Origin of the sequence: Pseudoalteromonas sp. MSK9-3 (genome assembly GCF_003590335.1) — a bacterium.
In the GTDB taxonomy this organism is placed as follows: Bacteria; Pseudomonadota; Gammaproteobacteria; order Enterobacterales; family Alteromonadaceae; genus Pseudoalteromonas.
This window is the reverse complement of sequence record NZ_MIET01000032.1, coordinates 40,394-64,410: the sequence shown is the minus strand read 5'-3', so window position 1 is coordinate 64,410 and position 24,017 is coordinate 40,394. Positions and strand designations below refer to the sequence as shown.

Here is a 24,017-nt window from a genome sequence, read left to right as displayed (position 1 = left end):
TATGGCGTTTTTATTTATACAAACTCAGATAATAAACATGATGAATGAAAAAAAATTAACCATAGGTGTTGTGGCTGGAGAGCTGTCAGGAGACATTTTGGGTGCAGGCCTTATCCAAGCATTGAAACAACATTATCCTCATGCAGAGTTTGTTGGCATTGCTGGGCCTAAAATGCAGCAAGCGGGGTGCCGCACATTATTTGATATGGAAGAGCTGGCAGTGATGGGGCTGGTCGAAGTGCTCGGGCGCTTACCTCGTTTATTAAAAATTCGAAAGAAATTAGTACAGTACTTTATTGACAACCCGCCTGATGTTTATATTGGCATAGATGCACCCGATTTTAATTTAAGAGTGGAAAAACCATTAAAACAAGCAGGAATAAAGACGGTACAATATGTTAGTCCATCTGTTTGGGCTTGGCGTCAAAAACGAATATTCACTATTGCAGAAGCCACCAATTTAGTGTTGTCATTACTCCCTTTCGAAAAGGCATTTTACGATAAGCATGATGTACCTTGTACGTTTGTAGGTCATACATTAGCCGATGAAATTCCACTTGAAATGGACTCAAATGAGGCAAGAGCTACCTTAGGTTTGGAAGCTGATGATTTAGTTTTGGCTTTGTTGCCCGGTAGCAGAGGGTCTGAAGTTGGTTTGTTAAGTAGCACATACATACAAACGGCGAAACTATTAAAAGAAAAACTCCCAAAACTGAAAATTGTTGTCCCATTGGTTAATGACAAAAGAAAGACACAATTTGAAGCTGTGCTCGCGGATGTAGCGCCTAATTTAAGACCTATTTTATTAGAAGGTCAGTCAAGTGAAGCGATGCTGGCTGCCAATGCAGTGTTATTGGCGTCAGGTACCGCCACGCTAGAAGCTATGTTATATAAAAAACCCATGGTTGTTGGTTATAAATTTAAGCCTTCAAGTTACTGGATATTTAAAAACTTTTTCACGTTTAATATTAAATATTTCTCTTTACCAAATTTACTCGCTGATGCGCCATTGGTCCCTGAGTTTTTGCAGCAAGAGTGTAACGCTGATGCTTTGGTTGATGCACTATTACCCATGTTACGCGGTGAGAGTGATACGTTAATAAAACGTTTTTATGAAATACACGAAAATATTAGATTAGATGCAAGTAAGCAGGCTGCTAAAGCCATAGCGGAGTTAATAGATGCAAGTTGAACGTCCTGATGTGCAGTATATCGCAGGTGTAGATGAAGTGGGTCGTGGGCCTTTAGTTGGTGATGTTGTGACCGCAGCCGTGATTTTAGACCCTAATAACCCGATTTCAGGATTGGCCGACTCAAAAAAGCTAACCGAGAAAAAACGCCTTGCGCTTGCGGCAGAAATAAAAGAAAAAGCTTTGTGTTATTTTGTGGCGCGTTCATCGGTAGTAGAAATAGACGAGCTTAATATTTTACATGCAACGATGCTGGCGATGAGCCGAGCTGTTGAAGGGTTATCCATTCAGCCAGATTTTGTGTTTGTTGATGGTAATCGTTTACCTAAATTATCGATGAATGCACAAAGTGTGGTTAAAGGAGATAGCTTAGTTGCAGAGATCAGTGCGGCGTCTATTTTAGCAAAAGTGACCAGAGATGCTGAAATGCTCGCATTAGATACCGAGTTTCCGCAGTATGGTTTTGCAGCACATAAAGGTTATCCAACAAAGGCGCACTTTGCAGCATTAGAAGAACATGGTGTAACACCACATCATAGAACCACATTTAAGCCAGTACAACGTATTATTGCAGGTAAGGTATAACAATGGCAGAGCCGAGTTTTGTTCACTTAAGAGTACACAGTGACTTTTCTATGGTTGATGGTTTAGCTAAAACTAAGCCTATCGTCGCTAGAGCACAAGAGTTAGCGTTACCCGCACTTGCTATTACAGACCAAATGAACTTCTGTGGTCTGGTTCGGTTTTATGGGACGGCCCATGGTGCTGGCATGAAGCCGATTGTGGGAGCGGATATTTGGCTTAAAAGCGATCAGTTTCCAGACGAACCTTGTCGTTTAGTGGTGCTAGCGAAAGATAATACAGGCTATAAAAACCTGACTTTATTGATCTCTGAAGCCTATCAACGAGGGCATGTGTTTCACCGCCCAGTGGTTGATAAACAGTGGTTAGCCCAGCATAAAGAAGGGCTTATTTTACTGTCTGCAGGCAAAGATGGCGATGTGGGTAAAGCGTTATTAAAAGGTAATCCACAACTCGTATTAGATACGCTGCAATTTTATGAAGAGCATTTTGCAGATAACTTCTACCTTGAACTAATACGCACAGGCAGAGCTGACGAAGAATCGTATTTACATGCAGCAGTAGAGATTGCACAACAACGTAATTTACCGGTTGTCGCAACTAATGAAGTGGTCTTTTTACACGAAAAAGATTTTGATGCCCATGAAATCCGCGTTGCTATTTTTGATGGCTATACGCTAGAAGATAAACGCCGACCTAAACGCTTTTCAAAAGAGCAATATTTAAAAACGCCAGAGCAGATGCAAACGCTGTTCAGCGACATACCAGAAGCATTACAAAATACGGTTGAAATCGCTAAGCGTTGTAATGTGACCGTGCAGTTAGGCACTTACTTTTTGCCAGATTACCCAACAGGCGACCTAAATATTGAAGACTTTTTAGTTAAAGTCTCACGGGATGGATTAGAAGAGCGTTTACAATTTCTGTTTCCAGAAGAAGAAGATCGAAAAGTAAAACGGGTTGAGTATGATGACCGTCTACAGCTAGAGCTAGATGTAATCAACCAAATGGGTTTTCCGGGTTACTTTTTGATCGTAATGGAGTTTATTCAGTGGAGTAAGGATAACAATATTCCAGTAGGGCCTGGGCGGGGATCTGGTGCTGGTTCCTTGGTGGCATATGCCTTAAAAATTACTGATTTAGACCCTCTTGAATTTGATTTGCTTTTTGAGCGATTTTTGAACCCAGAGCGGGTATCAATGCCCGACTTTGATGTCGACTTTTGTATGGATAGGCGTGATGAAGTAATTGACCATGTGGCCATGCTTTATGGCCGTGATGCCGTATCTCAGATCATTACCTTTGGTACTATGGCGGCAAAGGCGGTAATTCGTGATGTTGGCCGAGTATTAGGTCACCCGTATGGTTTTGTTGACCGGATCTCTAAATTAGTGCCCGGTGATCCGGGCATGACGCTTGCCAAGGCATTTGATGTAGAACCGCGTTTACCTGAGGTATACGACAGTGATGAGGAAGTGAGAGATCTCATCGATATGTGTCGTATTTTGGAAGGCTGTACTCGAAACGCAGGTAAGCATGCCGGTGGTGTTGTTATTTCACCGACCACCATTACTGATTTTGCTGCTTTGTATTGTGATGATGAGGGTAAATTTCCTGTTACCCAATTCGATAAGAACGATGTTGAAACGGCAGGGTTGGTTAAATTTGACTTCTTAGGTTTGAGAACGCTTACTATCTTGCAGTGGGCGCTCGATATGGCTAATGAGCGGCTTACGCGTGAAGGCAAAGAGCATGTTGATATTGCAGCCATTCCACTGGATGACCGCAAGAGCTTTGAGTTGTTGTTACGCGCTGAAACAACCGCGGTATTCCAGCTAGAATCTCGTGGTATGAAAGACTTGGTTCGACGGCTGAAACCTGACTGCTTCGAAGACATGATCGCCCTCGTTGCACTATTTCGTCCTGGTCCACTTCAGTCAGGTATGGTAGATAACTTTATCGACCGTAAACATGGCCGAGAAGAGCTATCATACCCAGATGTACAGTGGCAACACGATAGCCTTATCCCTATCTTAGAACCGACCTACGGTATTATCTTATATCAAGAGCAGGTAATGCAGATTGCGCAGGTTCTCGCCGGTTACACGCTTGGTGGCGCAGATATGTTACGTCGGGCTATGGGTAAGAAAAAGCCAGAAGAAATGGCCAAGCAGCGCTCGACGTTTGAAGAGGGCTCGGTAAATAACGGCGTTGATGGCGAGTTGGCGATGAAAATCTTCGACTTGGTAGAGAAATTCGCTGGATATGGCTTTAACAAATCTCACTCAGCAGCTTATGCCTTGGTGTCGTATCAAACCTTGTGGATGAAAACGCACTTTCCGGCTGAATTTATGGCGGCGGTAATGTCGGCAGATATGGATAACACAGAAAAGATCGTTATTCTGGTCGATGAATGTGAAAACATGAAGTTGACGCTGTTACCCCCAGATGTGAATGCTGGCGAATATAAATTTACTGTAAATTTGCAAGGTGAGATCGTCTATGGAATAGGGGCAATCAAGGGCGTAGGTGAAGCCCCTGTTGACACTATTTTAGAATGTCGTGAAAAGGGGGGAGAGTTTAAAGATTTATTCGACTTTTGTGCACGTGTTGATTTAAAACGCCTCAATAAACGGGTCTTAGAAAAGCTCATTTACGCTGGTGCATTAGATAGACTTGGCCCTGATGGCACGCAAGCAGGGCGTGCAATACTTCTCGCTAGTGTGAAAGATGCAATGAAGTCGGCCGAACAACACCATAAAGCGGAGGCGATTGGCCAATCAGATTTATTTGGTTTACTAGCCGTAGAGCCTGAAGAAGTTGAGCAAGCGTTTGTGCCGGCAAGGCCTCTTACCGATAACGAATGGTTAGATGGCGAGAAAGAAACACTGGGCCTTTATTTAACAGGTCATCCAATAAATCAATATCGACGTGAACTCAGGCACTATACATCGGGTAAATTAGTTGATTTGCAGCCAACGAATCGTGATGTGCAATCAACTGCTGCAGGTTTAGTGATTAATGCACGTACGTTAATAAATAAAAAAGGCAATCGTTGGGGGTTAATAACTTTAGATGACAAAAGCGCCCGAATTGATGTACGCTTATTCCCTGAACAGTTTGAAATATACCAAGAATTGCTGCAAATTAACCAAATCTTGGTAATATCAGGACAGGTCAGCTTTGATAACTTCTCTGGTGGCATTACAATGACTGCCAGAGATGTCTGTACCATAGCTCAAGCGCGTGAAAAGCGAGTTCGAGCAATTAAAATGACACTAAACATGGTGCAAATGGACGAAAACTTCTTCGATAATTTACGAAAAGTGTTAGAACCGTATAAATTTGGTACATGTCCGATAAAGATCATGTACCAGCGTCCAGATGCGTTAGCTGAGCTAACACTAGGGACCGAATGGTGTGTGACGCCAACTGACGACTTATTAACTCGGTTGTCGCAAATGGCGGCGCAAGAAATAGAACTCGAATTTTAATTAATAGGTAGTTTAGAGCATGAGTCTCAATTATCTTGACTTTGAACTTCCAATTGCAGAATTGGAAGCAAAGATTAAAGAATTACAAAATGTTAGCCGTTCAGGTAGTTTGGATCTGAGCTTGGAAGATGAAATTAGTCGTCTAAAAGAAAAAAATGTTGAGCAAACACAGAAGATTTTTTCTGGTTTAGGTGCTTGGCAGGTTTCTCAGTTAGCGCGTCATCCTCTGCGCCCATATACTCGCGATTACATTGAACGTATATTTACTGAATTTGATGAGTTTGCAGGCGATCGTACGTTCGCAAATGACCCTGCTATTCTTGGTGGTGTGGCACGTTTTGAAGGTCAGCCAGTAATGATAATTGGCCAGCAAAAAGGTCGTGATACTGCTGAGAAGATCAAGCGCAACTTTGGTATGCCAAAACCTGAAGGTTACCGTAAAGCATTACGCTTAATGGAAATGGCTGAGCGTTTTAAAATGCCAGTTATCACCTTCATTGACACACCTGGGGCATACCCTGGTGTTGGTGCAGAAGAGCGTGGTCAAAGTGAAGCTATAGCGCGTAACTTAAAAGTTATGGCAGCACTTAAAGTACCAACTATCTGTACTGTCATCGGTGAAGGAGGATCTGGTGGTGCGTTAGCGATTGGTGTAGGTGACAGAGTAAATATGCTGCAATACAGCACTTACTCAGTGATCTCGCCAGAAGGCTGTGCGTCAATTCTTTGGAAAAGTGCTGATAAAGCACCGCTAGCTGCTGAAGCGATGGGTGTATCTGCTACACGTGTTAAAGAGCTTGATTTAATCAATAGCATTGTTGATGAGCCGTTAGGTGGTGCACATCGAAACTATGATGTGATGGCTAAAAACCTTAAAGCACAATTAAAACGCGATTTGTCAGATCTTCAAGCTTTAAGCACTGAAGACATGCTTGAACAGCGTTACCAAAGGCTTATGTCTTTCGGTTATTGCTAAGTATGAAAAATTAGCGTAAAAAGCCGCATTAGCGGCTTTTTTGCGTTTTAATTATTATGAAATCTAGTTTTTTATACAAGCAGTTTGAAACGGCTATTGAGCAACTTAACCCTACACAACGCCCTTTGTGTGTGGCGCTCTCTGGTGGCATTGACTCCGTTGTACTGTTGCATTTATGTGCTACATTGCGTAGTTCACACCCTGAAATAGCACTTTCTGCGGTGTATATTAATCATGGCTTGTCAGAGCATGCCAGTGATTGGCTACAGTTTTGCCAAGCGTTATGTGAACGCCTTGCTGTGCCTTTTCAGTCACAGCGTGTCGTTATTGAGCATAAGCCTCGGCATAGTATTGAAGCACAAGCCCGAGAATTAAGGTATCAAGCGTTAGATCAAATGGCTGACACTGATGCTTTGTTAGTGTTGGGCCAGCATGCGGATGATCAGCTGGAAACATTTTTACTGCGTTTAAAGCGCGGTTCAGGTTTATTGGGTTTAGGTGGAATGAAAGCAACAACCCAATTGGCTAATGGCCGCCAGTGTATTAGACCACTATTGACCTGTAGCCGTGAAGAGATTGAATTATTTGCTCAGCATTACACGCTATCGCATATCGAAGATGAATCGAATCAGCAAGATCAATACGACAGAAACTACTTACGTAATCAGGTTATTCCCTTATTAAAGTCTCGCTTTAAAGGTTTACTCTCAAGCACCACAAGAAGCATTCAACTATTACAGCAACAGCAGCAGCTGATTGACGAAATCACCGATGAAGACCTACAACACTGTTTATATCGTAATAATGATGATGACTGCATTGATTTGAGTAAACTTGCAGAACGCTCTGTTATTAGGCAGAAAAATGTGGTCAGAGCCTGGTTGTCTCATCAGCAAGTTGCCATGCCGTCTTTAGCGCAATTAGAGCAAATACTAACGCAAAGCTTTAACAGTAAAATAGATGCCCAGTTGAAAATTGACTTACAGTCAGGGTCTATTCGACGACATCGAGGGTTATTATACTGGGTCAAAACGCAAACAGCACCAATAGAGCATAAAGATATTGGGGTGAGTAATATCGTATTGAATACGACAGACACACTCAGTGTAAATTATGGTGCGGGTATACGTATGCCCTTAAGTGATGAAGTTGTATCAGTGAAATACGGGCGGGCAAAAGATAAAATAAGGCCGTATGCAAAACCCGGTAGAAATACGCTTAAACATTGGCTAAAAGATGCAGGGGTCCCCGTATGGCAACGAGATCATATCCCATTGATTTATTATAATGATGTGCTGGTGCAAGTAGTCGGATATTATTTTAATCACGATTTTAAAGTAAGTTGTGATGGTGTTTTTTGGGAAAAGTATAATGATAAATAACGTAAAAATTGGCGCATCTTTGGCAAAGCAGTCGCCTTGGGGCGTATTACTGACCGGCGTTATTTTTTTGGGATTAGCGCTCACCGATACATTAAACGTCAGCAACATTGTGTATGCTGTGGTGTTTGGTCATTTAACCAGTGCGACCTTATTGGCTTACTGGCATGGGAAAGGCGGTATTTTTTTTATCGCCGCAGTGTTGATGCCTTTATTTCTGATTGTTATGACTGAATTACCCAATTTTATGTCGTTGGCGTGGGTTATCAATGGGTACTTTTTTGGTTTAGCGTTTTCATTACTCGTATATCATATTTATTTAAGTAAGTTTGCTAAGTAATACCAGAAAATACGTAAGAAAAAAGGCTCAGCTAGGGGGGCTGAGCCGATGTGGTTAAACCGCGTGAGCGCAGTTTCTTCCTGCCGCTTTTGCTTTGTATAAGCCTTTATCTGCGCGAGAGAAAATGACGTTCTCGCAATCATGGCTGGCAGCCAATGTAAATCCAATACTGGCTGTTACGCCAAACTTTGCGAGTAAACTACAATTTTTTACTGCTGCCATAATTCGCTCAGCAATGAGTTTATTCGTTGGGAATTCAGGATCATCAATTAATACGGCGAATTCATCTCCTCCGAATCGGTAAACACTGTCAGTAGCTCTAATTGATTGCTGCAAAATATGAGAAAATTCAACCAGCACTTCATCACCGGCTTTGTGACCGTGTATATCGTTCACTGCTTTAAAATGATCTAAGTCTAATAGCATTAAACTAAAGCTACGGTGATGGCGACGGCTACGCTCTAGCTTTTGTGCTAGATTATCATTAAATTGACTGCGATTGTTTAAACCGGTGAGTGCGTCTTTTGTCGCAAGCTGCAGTACACGATTGTACATCAATGCGTTACGCAATGGATAAAGCAGTGCGTTATGTAAATGACACAGCTTACCTTGAATACTGCTACTCAATTGATACTGACAAAAATAGACCAATTGCCCTAAATGTTCACCATTGACTTCTAGATCAAATGAATAGGGGGTATGTTGATTGTCGCTTTCTTTCATTTGCGCCACGCCCAATGACGAATGAAACTGTAAGCCAGACAATTTAATTATACGTTTGGCAAACTCGGCAAACAAAGTAAGTTGTTCATCAAGTTGCAATGTGGTTTGTAGTTGCTCAACTAAGCGATGCGCAGGATCAGGTATGTTATCAACAAACTGTTCGTTGCTGAACGGCAAGTAGTCGCCACGCGTTGGTATTCGCTGCGTTAATATATGGACATTCTCCATAAATCGTTCCCCTAAATACAATGATAGGTAACATAAAGCCAGATCCGTGCCACAAATTTAAACTGGCTGAAAAACAGCTGCTTGCTATAGTTAAGTTAGCTTAGTAAATCTTATTACCAACTTTTTGACGCTCAGGAGGCTATTTGCAGAACATATTTGCCGAAGTGTTTGCGCTACTACTTGCCGCAGTGATATTAGTTTGGCTGTTTAAACGCGTTGGCTTGCCTGCAATCTTAGCGTATTTGGTGACTGGCATTTTGGCTGGTGGTCATGGTATTGGTTGGATGACAATAAGCTATGAAATGCATTTCATAGCAGAGCTCGGTATTGTATTTTTGCTCTTTAGTTTGGGTTTAGAGTTTTCAGTTCCCCGATTAATGGCTATGCGCCATTTGGTGTTTGGTTTAGGCAGTTTACAAGTGGTTTTGACCACTTTGTTAGGGACTACACTGTTGTGGTTTTTGCAATTTAATTGGCTGGAAGCTTTTGTCATTGCTAGCTTAGTTGCTTTGTCGTCTACGGCTGTGGTGGTGAAGTTATTAAAAGAATCTGGTTCCCTCAATTTACGCAGTGGTCAACTGGCTATTGGCGTCCTGTTGTTTCAAGATATTGCCGTTGTTCCCTTACTAATTGCATTTCCATTAATAGCCCAATCAGACAACCAAGTTTTGGTGGGGGCATTGAGTTTTGCTTTAGCCAAAGGGGCGTTAGTATGTGTGTTTTTGTGGGCTGTAGGTAAGTGGTTACTGCCAAAAATATTTAATGAAGTAGCATTGGTGCGAACCGATGAGTTATTTGTACTGACGACAATCGTGGTTGCATTATGTGCTGGCGGCCTGACTTACTTGTTTGGTTTATCTATGGCCTTAGGTGCATTTTTAGCCGGCATGATGCTTGGGGAAAGCCAATATAGGCATCAGTTAGAAGCTGAAATTAGGCCCTTTCGTGACATTTTAATGGGACTATTTTTTGTTACGGTGGGCATGCAGTTGGATGTGCCTTATGTGATCGCATCATTTTTCTACATTATATTGGCATTGGTTGTTTTATTGGTATTTAAGCTACTCATTATTATGTGTTCAGCGCAACTTATGGGCGAACGAAAAAAAGATGCGCTAGCAACGGGGATTTTATTATGGCAGATGGGCGAGTTTGGATTTGTGCTGGTAGCCCTTGCCAGTAAACACCACCTATTGGATGCCAATATTGCCTCATTCTTAATTGCGTTAGGGGTTTTTTCTATGGCGCTTACCCCCTATCTAATAGAGCAAACAGAGCGTATTTTAAGTTGGTTTAACATTGACAAGGAGCGCTTTGCTGACGACTTACAGAATAGTTTAGGGGTCAAGTCACTCAATGATCATGTGGTCATTTTAGGGTATGGCCGTGTAGGACAAACCATTGCTCGATTTTTAAAACCTGAAGCGATCCCTTATGTCGCTATTGAGCGTAATCCCATCTTAGTACAAGAGGCACAAACCGCAGGAGAGCCAGTATTATTTGGTCATGCAGGGCAAAAGAGCATTCTTGAGTCAGCGGGTGTTGATCAAGCACGGTTATTGATCATTACCTGTAGTGACTTTGAACAGTGCCAAAAGTTAATCGACTCTGTTAAGCAAGCAGCCCCTAACGTTAAAATTTTAGTGCGTATGCGCGATGATATTCACCTAGAAGCGCTTAAGCAATTGGGTGTAACAGAAGTGGTGCCAGAGGCGTTAGAAGCCAGTTTAATGCTGGTGTCGCATGTATTGTACATGTCGGGAGTGCCGATGCGCCGGATTTTAAAGCGAGTCAGTAAAGAGCGGCAAAATAGGTATGAGTATTTACACGGCTTCTTTGCCGGTGACAGTGCAGACTTATCTGAACAGACAACAGACAGGCTTGAATATTTACATGCAATTGCACTGCCTGAATCTGCTTATGCGGCTAATAAAACCATAGCCGAGCTCGCATTGGATAAACAAAAGGTAGTGATCACGGCTTTACGCAGAAATGGGGAAGAAATTGACTCGCCTCCCATAGACACTATGTTGTTAGTCAGCGATGTTTTATTATTAAAAGGCAAACCTCGTCGTGTTGAACGTGCTGAACAGTATTTACTCGAAGGCTTTGTGTAGTTTGTAAAGTTAAAACTAATGTTGTACAAAGCGCTGTTATTCAAGGTTTAAAAAGTGCCTTATTTCATCAAGTTGCTTCATTCCGTCGTTAAACCCGATCTCCATTAAGCGCTGTGTATAGGCTTTTTCAAATAGCAAGTAACTGGCTAAACTCGATTGTGAATGCCGCTTAATACCAATGCCCCGTAAGAGTAGCTTAATAGCTATTGGCATATCGTCGTAATATTCTGCTGCTAATGATGTGAAGTTCTCTGAAGGGTTAACCAGTAATGTAGACACTTGCTTGAGCTCTTTATGCTTATCTCGGGCTGGGAGTAGCCCAACAGTACGATTTACTCGCTCAAGGCGCTCTAAATCAGACTGTAACGTATCGCTAAAGACACTATCGAGCAAATGGCCTGCTACAGTCGACATGCCCGGAAAATGCGGCTCATAACCTAAAGGTTGATGCTGTTTTGGTTGCTCTACGCCAATAATAAATATTTTCTCAGCGCCTAAATGAATAGAGGGGCTCAGTGGTGACAATTGATGTATTGAGCCGTCACCGTAGTAATGGTGTTTAACGCGTACACTGGGAAACACCATCGGAATGGCACTTGACGCCATCAGTAAGTCTAAGGTGATATTGTCGGCAACTCCTTCACGTTTGGAGCGCTGCCAAGGTGTAATGTTGTTCCCTTGGTAAAATGCCACAGATTTACCTGTAGAGTAGCTCGATACCGTGATTGAAACCGCTTCCAAATAATGACGATGTAAATTACGGTCAATACGAGATAAATCGAGTACGTCTGATAGGAGTTGCCGCAACGGAGTATTATCGAGCAAGCTGGCTGGTGGTAAATTTAAAAAGTCTGCTTTAAAGCTACGCATCACATTTGAAAATATACGGCCATATACCCCCGAAAAGTTACTTTTATATACCATGTGTGTATGAAAGTTTTTCCAAACCCATTCTATTTTTCGCACAGCCAAATGCATACATGACGCATAACAGGCTAACGCCGCTGAATTTATCGCTCCAGCAGATGTACCATTGATGATCTGAAAGGGAAGCGGCGCTGTGCGAGGCATACTTTGCGCAAGGGCTTTAAGCACTCCCACTTGGTAAGCTGCGCGGGCACCCCCACCGGTGAGGAGCAGGGCGACTTTCACTTTATCTGAATTACGTTGCTTTATACTCATAGATCCCCTTTAATAGAATGAACTTTTTGGTACAAACATCGTCAGTAATGTATGTGTGGCGTCTTGTAATTAAAGTTTGTTACCTTTACTTTATGTTTATATTTTAGAATATTCAAAAGAATATTGTTTTTAAACCAATTTATGGAGCTGCTATGTCAGAACGTTCCTCACCATCAAAGCCTTCTCAAAGCCAAATGTTGTTAGCGGCCATTGTTGCTATGGCGCTTATTGTGGTGGTTGTTTTTGTATTGTCGATGAAAAAAGATAATCCCAAAGCAAATGAAAAATTTGAGCAAGATGTTGTTGCCCCAATTACTCAGCAAGTGCCACAAGTGAACACCGCAGGGTTAAAACCAGATACAAGTGCAGGTAACGCTTCTGAACAAAACTCTAGCTCAGAACTTGGTGGCTCAAGTGAAGTAGACACTGCAGCACAGCAAGCAGCAAATAGCGCGCAGCTAATTACACCTCGCCCAACGGAACAACCAGAGCCTGTTGCTATGGCAACAGTAGATGCGCCAGCTAAGCTAATGTTAGATGACAGTGATAGCGCGGTACGTAATCGTATTGCAGAATACATGGCAGAAAAGTCGGTTAAGTTGTTTGTTTCAGATGACATGATAAGACGTATGGTGGTATTTGTTGATAATACTGCTAAAGGCACTATCGCGAAAAAGCATATGCCAGTAAATCGCCCCACAGAGGCATTTATGGCGTTAGAAGACGATATTATCGTCACTGATCCCAATAGCTATGAGCGTTACACCCCATATGCCACCATGTTTGCTAATCTAAGTACCGCACAGATCGTACGCTTATATCAGCAATTTCAACCACTTATTTTAGAAGCCTACGAAGAAATTGGGTATGAAGGGGATGAATTCAATGGCGTGTTATTACAAGCTATTGATGAACTGTTAGATACACCAGTCCCCGAAACAACCTTACCTTTGATCAAAAACTCAGTGACTTATCGTTATGCGTACCCTGAGTGGGAGCAGTTAAGCGACGTACAAAAGCAATTTCTACGTATGGGACCTAACAATATGAAAAAGGTAAAACAACGTTTAGTTACCTTACAAAAACAATTAGCTGAGTAATTCAGAACGACCAATTGTTTGATGTTTAAGCAGTTGGTCGTATTAAATGAGTTTTTTCTTGTAACTGGTCACAAATCTAGAGATAATCCTCCTGCGCCTAAAAAGGCCCACTATGGTGGTCTTATTGGTCCTCTCGCAACAATAGCATGTGAACCTGGTCAGGCCCGGAAGGGAGCAGCCACAGCGTGTGACTTGTGTGCCGAGATGTGGCTGGTAAGACTACCACCCAATCTCCTCCTTTTTGTTGTTTGAAGTGTAAGTCTGCAAATTTGTAGTAAAACCCCGCATAAAAATTGAATTATAACCCTGCAAGATTGATCAAAAGTCTGAAGTTTTTTCTATTTCTATAACGCTTCACGCCTCTTTTTATTAGGCAATTAAATCAATTCTGTGAAGACAACATGCATATCATTGGCTAACTCTAAAAATACGGGGAAGAGATGATCTTTGATGAGATTTAAAGACCTCTGCTACCAAACTAGTTCCTGCTGATGCTCCTAAAGTTTCCATTATCCGAGACCAACGCCAAGGTAAGTTGTTTATGGATGAAAAGCGTCGCTGAATACGCGCGCAAAACGCAGAGCCGAAGCTCGGGGTTAGGAGTACATTCCACCGTTCGTACCGAACGATACAGAGACTAGCGCATTTCACAAAATCCCTATCGCTAGCAAAAGCAATCAAAATGACTTTGTACTACACCTAGTGTTAGAGCCAGCAGGCTCAATATAAAACACCTTTAACAGCGATGGCTTTGCAATAAATAAAGAGTACAAAGGCAGTGTTCCACTGCTAGCCTTTTAAATCACGATATTTTTTCGGTAACCAACTGAAAAATAAAAATTGATTGAATTTGCAATGGGAAGTTGTGCAAAAAGGTGAAGTAATTCTTAATGCAGGTGAACAAAAGATGTATTTATATTTTAATGAGGCAGTGAGCTCATTCGAAACCATCGACAGGGGTGGACAAAAAGCATCTGGAAAATTGATATTTGGGTCTAAGGATGATTTATCGGTGGAGTATAACAAATTGAGGTAATAGTCTTGCATCAGATACTTATCAGGGGGTGAACAGCGGAGGTTGTTACTTAGCGGAAGGAATTCACTTAATTAAAGCGCGTCATCGGCTATGATGAGCAAAGTGATACCTAGGGAGCAGATCGCTTTTTTACCATGCCATTTATTGAGTATTTAAAACAATAGTTCGCATATGAATACATCTGATTTTACATTATTCAGTAAGTTAACTGACCCTTTTTTAGGTGCGGAGTATTATCGACAGAGTGGCTTTTTCTTTTTTATAGATATTTATTTACTTATACACATAGGTACTGTAGCTGATCAAATTCAGACGCGATAAAGAGTGTGCCAGTAAGTTTGTGGTGTTAAATTGTTTATCTGCGCATGGAGAAGCGCAGTATGTATAAAAGCAGAACCCGATGCATGCACCGCTTAAAATTACGTTGTATTAAATATATAAATAGCGCTGAGTAAGGCAAGGATAGCTTTGAAGTGATTGGTTCGACAAGTGAGCTTAATTTATGCCAACAAAAGTAAGCTTTCAAAGCATGGCTGGTACAACCCCATGTAGTTGCCTAGGCTGTAGCTCAGCTCAAAAAGCATTTATGCCGCACAAATATCATGTTGCATAAATATTTAATAACCTGCCACTAGGGTCATAAATGAGACTAATTTATCTAATACTTATAATTCTTTCATCATATTCTTATGGAAATGTGCAGCGCTTTATACTTCCCTCTGAAGTCATCAAGGAAAGTGTGACAGTGCAAGTATCCTTACCAGACACATACGACCACTCAGATTATTTTAAATACCCGGTTTTGGTTGCCTTGGATGGTTCGACTCAATTTGATCATATCGCGGCAAGTGTTAAGTTTTTAAGTACGTATGCAATTATCCCAGAGATGATTGTGGTGGGGGTAAGCACGCCTAGTGAACGGATAAAGTATTATACCCATACAGAACTTGAGGCGTTTAAAAATCGTTCTGGAAGGGCGGAGTTATATAGCAAATTTTTGCAAGAAGAACTGTTGAGTAAAGTACGTGACAAGTACCGGATCGGACCCTTTCAAGTTATTTCGGGTCATTCATTGTCGGGCTTATATACGAGTTACTTAGCGTTAAGTGGTAACTCGAAGTTTAATGCAGCCATTTCAATAAGCCCTAGTTTGTGGTGGGATAGCGCCGTTCTTACTGATGAATATGAAACGTATCAAAAACTTAAGGGAAGAAAGCCGACTAAATGGTTCTTGAGCTTAGCCAATGAACCTGGTGAAATGAAAAGCGGGTTTGATGCAATGCTAGCAGCTTTGAATAAAGCGCCTCCCTTGAATATAGATTGGCACTCTGCACAGTTCCCTAACGAAACTCACGACAGCACGCCTTTGATAGGTAATGCTCAAGCACTTAAAGCAATTTTTAGTGGGTGGAATGCTGTCCCAGGAATAGAGGTAATGTCATTAAAAAGCTTGCAAAAGTTTTATTCAGATAAAGCAGTAGAGTATGGTTATTCATTTCCTATGTCGGTGCACCAGTTTAATGTCTACGGATTGAAAGCCGCCTATGAAGGTAAAACAAATTGGGGGGTGGAGATATTAGAAACGGGAGTTGAGCGTTTCAAGTCATCAGAAATACTCTGGGATAGTTTAGCTACGGCATACTCGCTTGAAAATGAGCTAACGAAAGCGCTAGAGGCATCTGAAAAGGCATTGAGCCTTGCTAAAAAAAATAACTCTCTGTTTATTAGTGAAATTATTACTCAAAATACGACGTTAAAAGCTAAGCTAGCCAACAAATAAAATTAGGTGGTTCTATGGCTTTTCGGTTTTAAGCCTTTAATTATTTAATACTGTAAAGTCACTCAGTCCCTTTTTTCGTTGTCGTGATTGTTACTGTATTTAGCAAACAACGCCAGTAGGCAATATTGTTATTAAAAAGAGAAGTAATGCTCTTAAGCTCGTCAGGGGGGACTTAAAAAGTACCGTATATTTTAATGAATCGTCCAGCGAGTACGTGCTTGAGTTACGAGCAGAGAAACTCTATAAATCACAGGCTTTTTCTAGTGAAAAAAGTAGCACCAAGTTAAAAGTTTAAAAATGGTTTTTTATTGAAAGTAAATAATGCACTTATGTTCTTTCTAATGTGAAAGAAGAACAATATACAATGCTGACATGCGTAGGTAATAAAATAAGGTGGTGCTCAGTATTCTGCATTTATAATGTAATTTTTAATTTTATAGACAATAATTTCTATATAATTAATCTCGTTTAATTGTATTGTTAAACAAGCAGCTTAACCCTTCTTTTTTGCACTTGACCCCTTTTTTCTTCAAGGTTTACTTGAGTATGATATCTTCGAATTCGTTGGATAGAACGGTTATATAATCGACGCTATTACTTTTATCTGTTACGTCAGAGTATGTAATGGATAAATTTGAGGGCACGTAACCTTTAATAAAAAGTCAGTGATATCAAATATCTGCATGCTGCTTTTTAGGAAGTAAGCCCATAGCAGATCTTGAATTTTAAAAATTAACAAGGGAGTTAATTCTAATGCTACATTTTGGTCGATTCTTTATTGTCGTCGCTATGGTAATTGGAGCCCCAACCTTATCAGTGCAGGCTAATTCAACGCCAACTGTGAGAGTGAGCGAAGCTCAGCCTTGGCTGCAAGGTATTCAAAAGCCTCTGTTTTGTCATGCAGATGTTCCTTTTCGTCAGCAAATTTCCAGTCATGTGTCTGCTGAGTTAACTTGGATATTGCCTGCAGGGAGTCAGGTTAAAAAAGGTGAATTATTAGCGAAACAAAATGACTTTTATTTAAAACGTCAGCTTGCTCAATTAGATGCGAACGCTAAAGCTGCACATGCAAACTATGTTTATTCTTTCAATGAATATGAGCGACTGAGCAAATTAGATGAAGGAGGGGTTGTTTCTAGTTCAGAATTACAGCAACACAAAAGAGATTATCAAACCGCAGCAGAGCAAAATAAAATGTATGCTGAGCAATACCGTGTCGTTCAGCACCAGTTAAATAATTTAATGCATCGAGCGACTGCTGATGGTGTCGTTCTCTCTTTGTCTGGTGAACCCGGACAATGGGTTGGAGAGGGCGAAAGTATATTAGTGTTTTTGCCAGCGGATCAGCAAGAAGTTACTTGTCGTGTGGCATTGGACTTATATCAAGAATTCAACCAGTTTAAAGATGTGGAGTTATCACTGTCCGACGGCACAGAACTGTATTTAGACCGCCACGCAGGATTGGTTAGTAGCCAAGATCAGACCATTAATTTACATTTAAAATTTAAAAAGAACCGTCCTGAAAAATTTCTTATTGGTCAACGCTATGTCGTTGATGTGTCTGTGGCTGCCAGTAATTTAACCAAGGTGCCTTATGATGCCTTGACCATTAATAACAATGAATATTACGTTTGGCGAGTGGATAAAGATAACAAAGTGAGTAAAGTTGCTGCAAAAATAGTTGATACTGGAAACACTTATTCCGTGATCCAAGGGCAGCTCAAAGCTGGTGACAAAGTTGTGATCAAAGGAAAAATAGCACTGAAAGATGATGCTGAAGTCACCATTAATAGTCAGGTTAAGCTATGAGATTAGTTGAGAAATATGGCTCTATTATTATAGCCTTTTCATTTTTACTTGTCGTATTAGGTGTTGTAGCCGGTTTAAAGCTCCCGAATGCACTATTACCTAAAATAGATCGAGCACAAATTGCCGTCGTGACAGCTTGGCCGGGTAAAACCGCCGCTGAGATTGAGCAAAGCCTAATATCTCCCCTTGAGCGTCAATTGGCAGGTTTGAGTCAATTAAAAAACTTACAAACTAATATTTCAAACGGCCAAGCTTGGACTACCTTAAACTTCCATTATCAAGCTGATATGGAAAAAATTTATATGGAAGTTTTGGCACGAATAAACCAAGTTTCAGACTGGCCTTCTCAGGTTGCTAAACCCAGAGTTATAGACTTTAGTAATGGTGCCGGTTCTACTCTGGCTTCGCTGTTTTTGTACTCTGAGACAGAAAAGTCACAAGAAGATTTCATGCATGCCTATCGCGCTTATGTTGAACCTGCAATGACTGATATTCCAGGTATCACTAACATTAATATGGATAACAATCGATTGGCACAACGGGTAGATATTGAATTTGATCCACAAAAGTTAACTCAATTTTCATTGAGAATAGATCAAGTGACTCGTAAGCTACAAGGGTTGATTGACCGCTCGGGTGACAGTCTAGTATTGGGTTCGAAAGAGTACGATTTGCATTTTAAAGGCCAGATGGGACTAAATGAGTTACGCAATTTACCGATTGCGGTTACTGGCATTCGGGTTGTGCGTTTAGGTGAAGTAGCGACCGTGCATAAACGATTTGTCTATGATTGGTCATACTCGACTTTTAAGGGTAATCAATCAATTTACTTTTTTTTACAGCCAGATAAAGATATCAATGTATTAGAAACGATTGATCTTATCAAAGAGACTTTAGCCGAGCTCAATCAAGGGCCTTTGTCGTCACTTGACCTTAAGGTTGTGATGAGTCGCGACAACTCACTGCCAATTAAACAAGCATTGCTAATGGTTTATGGTAATTTATTGTTAGGCGTATTGCTTGCTTGTGCTTTCTTGTATTATTTCATACGTAATTTACGCGTCGTGTTTTTGATATTTGTTAGCATTCCTGTGTGTTTGTCTTTAGTGCTGTTGGGTATGCAAGTAGGGGGGCGTAGCCTGAACCTAATTTCTTTGGCAGGAATGGCATTGTCCGTTGGGTTGCTACTCGATGCTTCCATTATCATAGTAGAAAATATTCAGCGGTTGAGAAGTACAGGGCTATCACTTTTAGAAAGCTGTCGTCAAGGTGTATTGCAAGTACGAGCTGCATTAATTTCTTCTACTTTGTCAAGCATCGTCATTTTTGTCCCTATTGTTTTAATGCACTCGGAGGTAAGTCAGCTATTTGGTGATCTTGCATATACTATTTCTAGTGCCTTGGTCGCCTCAATCTTAGTTGCGCTGTTTTTGCTACCTGCGTTGTCGCGACAGTTGTTGCCAGGGCAGACAGTCGCTACAGGTAAAGAGCTGTCTGATAAATGGACTATGTTTGTCACGGCACCATCTCGTTCTAAGTCTCAAGGGTGGGGTTGGTTGGTGTTAGCGATCCCTGGTGCCTTGCTTGCCAGTTGGTTTATGAAGCCTGAGTTAGATTTATTACCCAATCCGAAAGAAAATATTGTGATGGTATACACCGCTTTTGATGAACCGCTTTCTGTTAGTGCGGCGAAAGAACAGATTGGCAACGTAATAGAGCAACGTATTGCTGCCCAACAACAGGTAGGTGATCACCCTGTCTTCGATATTCACGGCTCTTTTTGTCACCGTGCTTACTGCTTGCTTTATTTTTACCCTAAAGGCAATTGGGACTTTCCTGAATTTAAAAAGTGGGTCGATAGTGAAATAGTCCAAGATTTACCAGACGCGAGAACCTATGTGTATCAAGGGACTTTACTTAGGTTAGCGCTACCAGATGCGCGTACAAGTCAGCTAGATTTAAAGGGGCTGAGCATGCCAGAGTTACAACTCGTAGGTCAGGAGTTGCTCGCACACTTGATCAAAGCCTTCCCGGATGCTCGGATCACTGAAGTTATTCCAATGCGAGATACGGTGGCAAGAGTCGAGTTTAAACCTAAAGCTGATACGCTCGCCTTTATGGGCATGTCTCAAGCTGAATTGAATCAGATTTTAGTGACTTTAACAGATGGCGCTTACCTTGGTCAGTTTTATGCAGACGGTGATACTTTGCCTTTTTACTTAAAAGGGCAGACCCCTGAACACCTTGAGCAGTTGTTAGAAACAGAAATCATGGTACCAAATCAAGGGCTACACCCACTGCGCTCCTTGGTAGACACTCAACTGACTTTGGCACCAAGTGCGATATATCGCACTGATCGCGAAGTAAGCATGTCAATTAACTTAGTACCTGCGAACGGTCAAGCAGTTGGCCCGTTTATTACACAAGTAAAGGCGGAGGTTGCTGCATATTTAGCGCAACGACCAAATCAAGATTTATTCATAAATTACCGTGGTAGTGCCGATCAGTTGAGTGGCTTTTTAGCTGAGTTCTTCCAAATGTTCTTAGTTTCATTACTGATTTTATTTTTATTGATACGGATAGCGCTTAACTCTTGGTCGTTAGCTGTTGCTGTGATGTTGTCGATGCCGTTGGCGTTACTTGGGGGTATGTTATGTCTAAAAGTGGTCGATTACTTTGCACCGCAAAATTTAGATATTGTCACCATGATTGGCTTTATTATTTTAATGGGATTAGTAATCAATAATGCCATTTTACTTGCGAGTCAATATCGTTCGGCGATGGTGGCTGGACAAAACCAACAGCAAGCCATTATTCAGTCTACTGGCTATCGTATGCGAGCTATTTACATGAGTACCGGAACAAGTGTATTTGGTATGTTGCCACTGATGCTCAGCCCTGGAGACGGTTCTGAGATCTATCGTGGCTTAGCTGCCGTGATCGTAGGTGGTATGTTGTTCAGTGCTTTATTTAGTTTGGGCTTTATGTCAGCTCTATTATCACAGCCTGTGTTTAATAGGCAACCACAGTTGAAGGGGGCTTCTGAGGCTGAAAACAAGCCCTTATTAGAAAGCAAATAAAGGAAGTATGGCTTCTGCGGTGACGACCTCCAAGTTGAGTCGGTTAGTGCAGAGGCCTTAACTTTTAGCCACACCAAATAACATTTAGTGGCCGCTAAAGTAGGGAAGAGGGTGACTATTTTCCTGAGCTGATAAAGCGACATGCTGTGGCCGTCTCCTTGACGAAGGTCAGGGTCTATGTATAAAGAGTTACTTGTTTGTGATGAGTACTCACCGAGAGCCATTTTATTGCTGATATAGATGCCTAGTTAAATTACCCAAGAATACACTGTATGAACCAAGTTAAGGTTAGTACCTTAACTTGGTTCAAACGGATTGGTTTAGATCGCTTAATTACAGTTTCTTAACCACTTCCAAACCGCCCATGTAGATGAGTAATCCGCTGGAGACTGAGCTTGTGTCCACCATTTCGCTTCATAAACACTGCCATTTTGAGACGCTTGGTCGCCTTTGAGGTAAACAGTTGAACTATCCCATGCGCCAACATTACAGTTGCTATCCGAAATGACGACTGAACTTGATTTAGTAGATTGGTCACTGTGAGTGTGACAGGGTAAGTACCTGCTATAACGTCGGCATGTTGTAAACATAACATTTTACTGACTTTTCACTGATTCTAGGTATGTTGAGTCGTAGAGTGCCTGTTTCAGACAATTACTATTTACTAAAACAAAGTGCTTTGAGTAGCGTTATTGGTTTGCTAGCACCATCGGGTGTTAACAAACCATGTAAATGACTATTTAAGCTCGCATTTTTCACCATAGCATATAACGTCAGAATCTAGGAACAGACGTTCAAGCTGAATGTTTTTAGTTAAATCAATCGATTTTAAAGGATTTAAAAATAAAGATAAAACTCTTAGTGCAACATTATTGCTTAGGTCCAGTTCCGCTAGTTTATTATCATCGAGTACAACGTTTTCAAGCATTAAGTTGTCACTTACATCAATACTAGTCAATTGATTGGATGAGCAGTAAAGCGCCTTTAGATCGATTAGATGCTTTACTTCAATGTTGGTAAAGTTATTACGCGAGCATAATATTGTTTCGATATTTTGGTTATGAATTAAATCTGCCTCATTTAAACTATTGTAACTTATATCAAGCCCCGTAAGGTGTATATTGCTCGTAATGTCTAAATCAGTTAATTGATTAAAGGATAAACTAAGCTCCACAAGCTGTGTATTTTTACTTACGTCAACCGCTGTAAAGTTGTTTGCTGCCAAATCAAGCTTTTCTAGATTGGTGTTATTGGATATATCGATATGAGAAATATTATTAAGAGCTAAATTCAGATACGTTAGGTTCGTGTTCTTCCTTAAATCCAGGCTTTGTTTTGATAGTCCAAAATTATTATATTGTAGATCAAGATATTCAAGCTTTGCGTTTTTTGTTAAGTCTATCGCTGTGATTGAGTTGAACTTAGAACGATCATATTCTCCCGGCGAAAACTTATTGATGTCGACCAAAGATTCATAATAGTCTGCGTTACCAAGGTCCAGTTTTGTCATATTCCGGAGGTATTCAATACCTAATGTGCTTTGAATTCTTCTATCTCTACAAATCACCTCTGTCACTTGAGATGCATACGTTAAGTCTTGCTCAAGTAAGCAATTCAATAAGTTTTTGTCTTTAATGATACTTGTTAGATAGGTTTCGACCACTGTAATTGTTCTCGAAGCGATTGCAATATTACCTTGGGCGTCTGTTGCTGTGTACTCTACTGAATAATCACCCGCTACTTCTATGTTTAAGTTGCTAGTTGTGGTAACAGGCACTTCTCCATCCAAGACATCCACTGCGATTATACCAGGCTCAATATACTCAAAGCCGTATTTTATGGTTAATGGATCGTCACCGAGAAGTGTAATTTGTGGTGGCTTTGAGTCTTGGACTATTACGGTTCTTGTGTCTGTACTGGTATTACCCAATGTGTCTGAAGCCGTGTAATGAACAGAGTACTCGCCAATTAATAGCATGTTGACATCGCTTTGTGTTGTAACAGAGATGGCACCATCTTTTAGATCGGTGGCCGTTGCTCCTTCGTCGATATATTTTCTGCCCCCCTCAACTATAGTTGGGTTAGCACCTAAAATAGAGATGGCTGGTGGTGTGATATCTTTAACTATGACCTGTCTAGCCGCCGTTGCAGTATTCCCTGTTTTATCTTGGGCTGTGTATTCGATGGAGTATTCACCAACCTTGTTTACGTTAACATTGTTTGTAACTGTGACAAAGACAGCGCCATCATTTGAGTCTGTAGCTATAGCACCTGCATCGTTATATTTTGTGCCAAAGTCTATAGTGACTGGATTTTCCCCAGTAATAGTAATGTTTGGTGCTGTCGTATCTTTTATTACTGAGCCGTCAATTGTGTTCAAACTAGTGTTAGCATCTGAATTTACGTGAGTACCCTCACCAGATCCCCCGCCACAACCAATAAATGTGCTACAAAGTAACAAGGCTATAAAGATGTTTATTTTATGTCGCATTTTCTTTTTGTTGATGTGTAGTATTTTTAATGGGGACATGGTACTGATTTTTTTTTAGGTTTACAATTTAGAGATGGCTGACTATATAGTTTTTACCATTATATAAAGCGAAGGTTTTAGATAAAATATGAATTAAATACCCCAAGTCTAGAAAAGATAAAGTGCTACATCTTCACTTTGACTGCTTTTCGTTCTTTATTAAAGGCAGAAAGACCGCAGATCTTACTGTTTTTTGGGGCGCGGGTTTGATTTTTGCATTATTAAACAATCTCATTCACTTAAATAAATAAGTGCTTGCTGTTTTGCTAGAGGCTATTTTCTTACGATGAACGATGAACGATGAACGATGAACGATGAACGATGAACGATGAACGATGAACGATGAACGATGAACGATGAACGATGAACGATGAACGATGAATGGCTAATATCATGCTATGAAGCCATCGACTTGTACTCTTTTTTATATCTAGCCACTAACCGCGACATCTATTCGAGAAATAAAAGAAT

At 41.0% G+C, this 24,017-nt stretch carries 15 protein-coding genes and 1 other RNA gene; 12 read left to right on the top strand and 4 right to left on the bottom strand.

Features of this window, described 5'->3' with window-relative positions; all coding sequences use genetic code 11:
* Nucleotides 1–37 precede the first annotated feature (37 nt).
* From lpxB to BGP78_RS14420, 6 genes are read left to right on the top strand one after another with little or no spacing between them, the layout of a single operon-like run.
* Complete coding sequence (gene lpxB, locus BGP78_RS14445; RefSeq protein ID WP_182912292.1) at nt 38–1,192, top strand: lipid-A-disaccharide synthase; 1,155 nt, start codon at nt 38–40, stop codon at nt 1,190–1,192.
* On the top strand, nt 1,182–1,775 hold the full coding sequence (gene rnhB, locus BGP78_RS14440) for a ribonuclease HII (RefSeq protein ID WP_119862033.1): 594 nt from the start codon (nt 1,182–1,184) through the stop codon (nt 1,773–1,775). The genes lpxB and rnhB overlap by 11 nt, the downstream gene beginning before the upstream one ends.
* A 2-nt stretch (nt 1,776–1,777) precedes the next feature.
* Nucleotides 1,778–5,266, top strand: a complete 3,489-nt coding sequence (gene dnaE / locus BGP78_RS14435) for a DNA polymerase III subunit alpha (RefSeq protein ID WP_119862032.1) — start codon at nt 1,778–1,780, stop codon at nt 5,264–5,266.
* A 19-nt stretch (nt 5,267–5,285) separates the two neighbouring features.
* Entirely contained in the window at nt 5,286–6,242 is a 957-nt protein-coding gene (gene accA, locus BGP78_RS14430; RefSeq protein ID WP_119862031.1) for an acetyl-CoA carboxylase carboxyl transferase subunit alpha, read from the top strand.
* A gap of 56 nt (nt 6,243–6,298) precedes the next feature.
* Complete coding sequence (tilS, locus tag BGP78_RS14425) at nt 6,299–7,624, top strand: tRNA lysidine(34) synthetase TilS (RefSeq protein ID WP_119862030.1); 1,326 nt, start codon at nt 6,299–6,301, stop codon at nt 7,622–7,624.
* Nucleotides 7,614–7,961 carry a hypothetical protein gene (locus tag BGP78_RS14420; RefSeq protein WP_119862029.1) on the top strand — a complete coding sequence of 116 codons (348 nt, stop codon included), beginning with the start codon at nt 7,614–7,616 and terminating at the stop codon, nt 7,959–7,961. Before tilS ends, BGP78_RS14420 begins: the two co-directional genes overlap by 11 nt.
* A 54-nt stretch (nt 7,962–8,015) precedes the next feature.
* Here BGP78_RS14420 and BGP78_RS14415 read toward each other — a convergent pair whose 3' ends face one another.
* A complete protein-coding gene (locus BGP78_RS14415) occupies nt 8,016–8,912 on the bottom strand; it encodes a GGDEF domain-containing protein (protein ID WP_119862028.1) in 897 nt (298 codons plus the stop codon).
* Between the two features lie 143 nt (nt 8,913–9,055).
* On the opposite strand from BGP78_RS14415, the gene BGP78_RS14410 reads away from it, so the two are divergent.
* The gene (locus tag BGP78_RS14410) at nt 9,056–11,029 is read left to right on the top strand and encodes a monovalent cation:proton antiporter family protein (RefSeq protein ID WP_119862027.1); all 1,974 of its coding nucleotides are present in this window, start codon (nt 9,056–9,058) and stop codon (nt 11,027–11,029) included.
* A 36-nt stretch (nt 11,030–11,065) separates the two neighbouring features.
* Here the strand turns inward: BGP78_RS14410 and BGP78_RS14405 are convergent, their stop codons facing one another.
* A complete protein-coding gene (locus BGP78_RS14405) occupies nt 11,066–12,211 on the bottom strand; it encodes a patatin-like phospholipase family protein (protein WP_119862026.1) in 1,146 nt (381 codons plus the stop codon).
* 152 nt (nt 12,212–12,363) lie between these two features.
* Here BGP78_RS14405 and BGP78_RS14400 point away from each other — a divergent pair, with 152 nt between their 5' ends.
* From BGP78_RS14400 to BGP78_RS14375, 5 genes are all read left to right on the top strand, one after another.
* A complete protein-coding gene (locus tag BGP78_RS14400; RefSeq protein WP_119862025.1) occupies nt 12,364–13,311 on the top strand; it encodes a DUF3014 domain-containing protein in 948 nt (315 codons plus the stop codon).
* A 122-nt stretch (nt 13,312–13,433) separates the two neighbouring features.
* An RNA gene (ffs, locus tag BGP78_RS14395) (signal recognition particle sRNA small type) lies at nt 13,434–13,530 on the top strand.
* 1,460 nt (nt 13,531–14,990) lie between these two features.
* Nucleotides 14,991–16,127, top strand: coding sequence for an alpha/beta hydrolase (locus BGP78_RS14385; RefSeq protein ID WP_119862024.1), 1,137 nt, complete (start codon nt 14,991–14,993; stop codon nt 16,125–16,127).
* A gap of 753 nt (nt 16,128–16,880) precedes the next feature.
* Nucleotides 16,881–17,936: an efflux RND transporter periplasmic adaptor subunit gene (locus BGP78_RS14380; protein ID WP_119862023.1), complete on the top strand. Its 1,056-nt coding sequence runs from the start codon at nt 16,881–16,883 to the stop codon at nt 17,934–17,936.
* A complete protein-coding gene (locus tag BGP78_RS14375; protein WP_119862022.1) occupies nt 17,933–21,016 on the top strand; it encodes an efflux RND transporter permease subunit in 3,084 nt (1,027 codons plus the stop codon). The genes BGP78_RS14380 and BGP78_RS14375 overlap by 4 nt, the downstream gene beginning before the upstream one ends.
* Nucleotides 21,017–21,345: 329 nt before the next feature.
* On the opposite strand, the gene BGP78_RS14370 is transcribed toward BGP78_RS14375, so the two are convergent.
* Nucleotides 21,346–21,606, bottom strand: coding sequence for a carbohydrate-binding protein (locus tag BGP78_RS14370; RefSeq protein ID WP_119862021.1), 261 nt, complete (start codon nt 21,604–21,606; stop codon nt 21,346–21,348).
* Between the two features lie 146 nt (nt 21,607–21,752).
* Entirely contained in the window at nt 21,753–23,546 is a 1,794-nt protein-coding gene (locus BGP78_RS14365) for an immunoglobulin-like domain-containing protein (protein ID WP_119862020.1), read from the bottom strand.
* Nucleotides 23,547–24,017 lie beyond the last annotated feature (471 nt).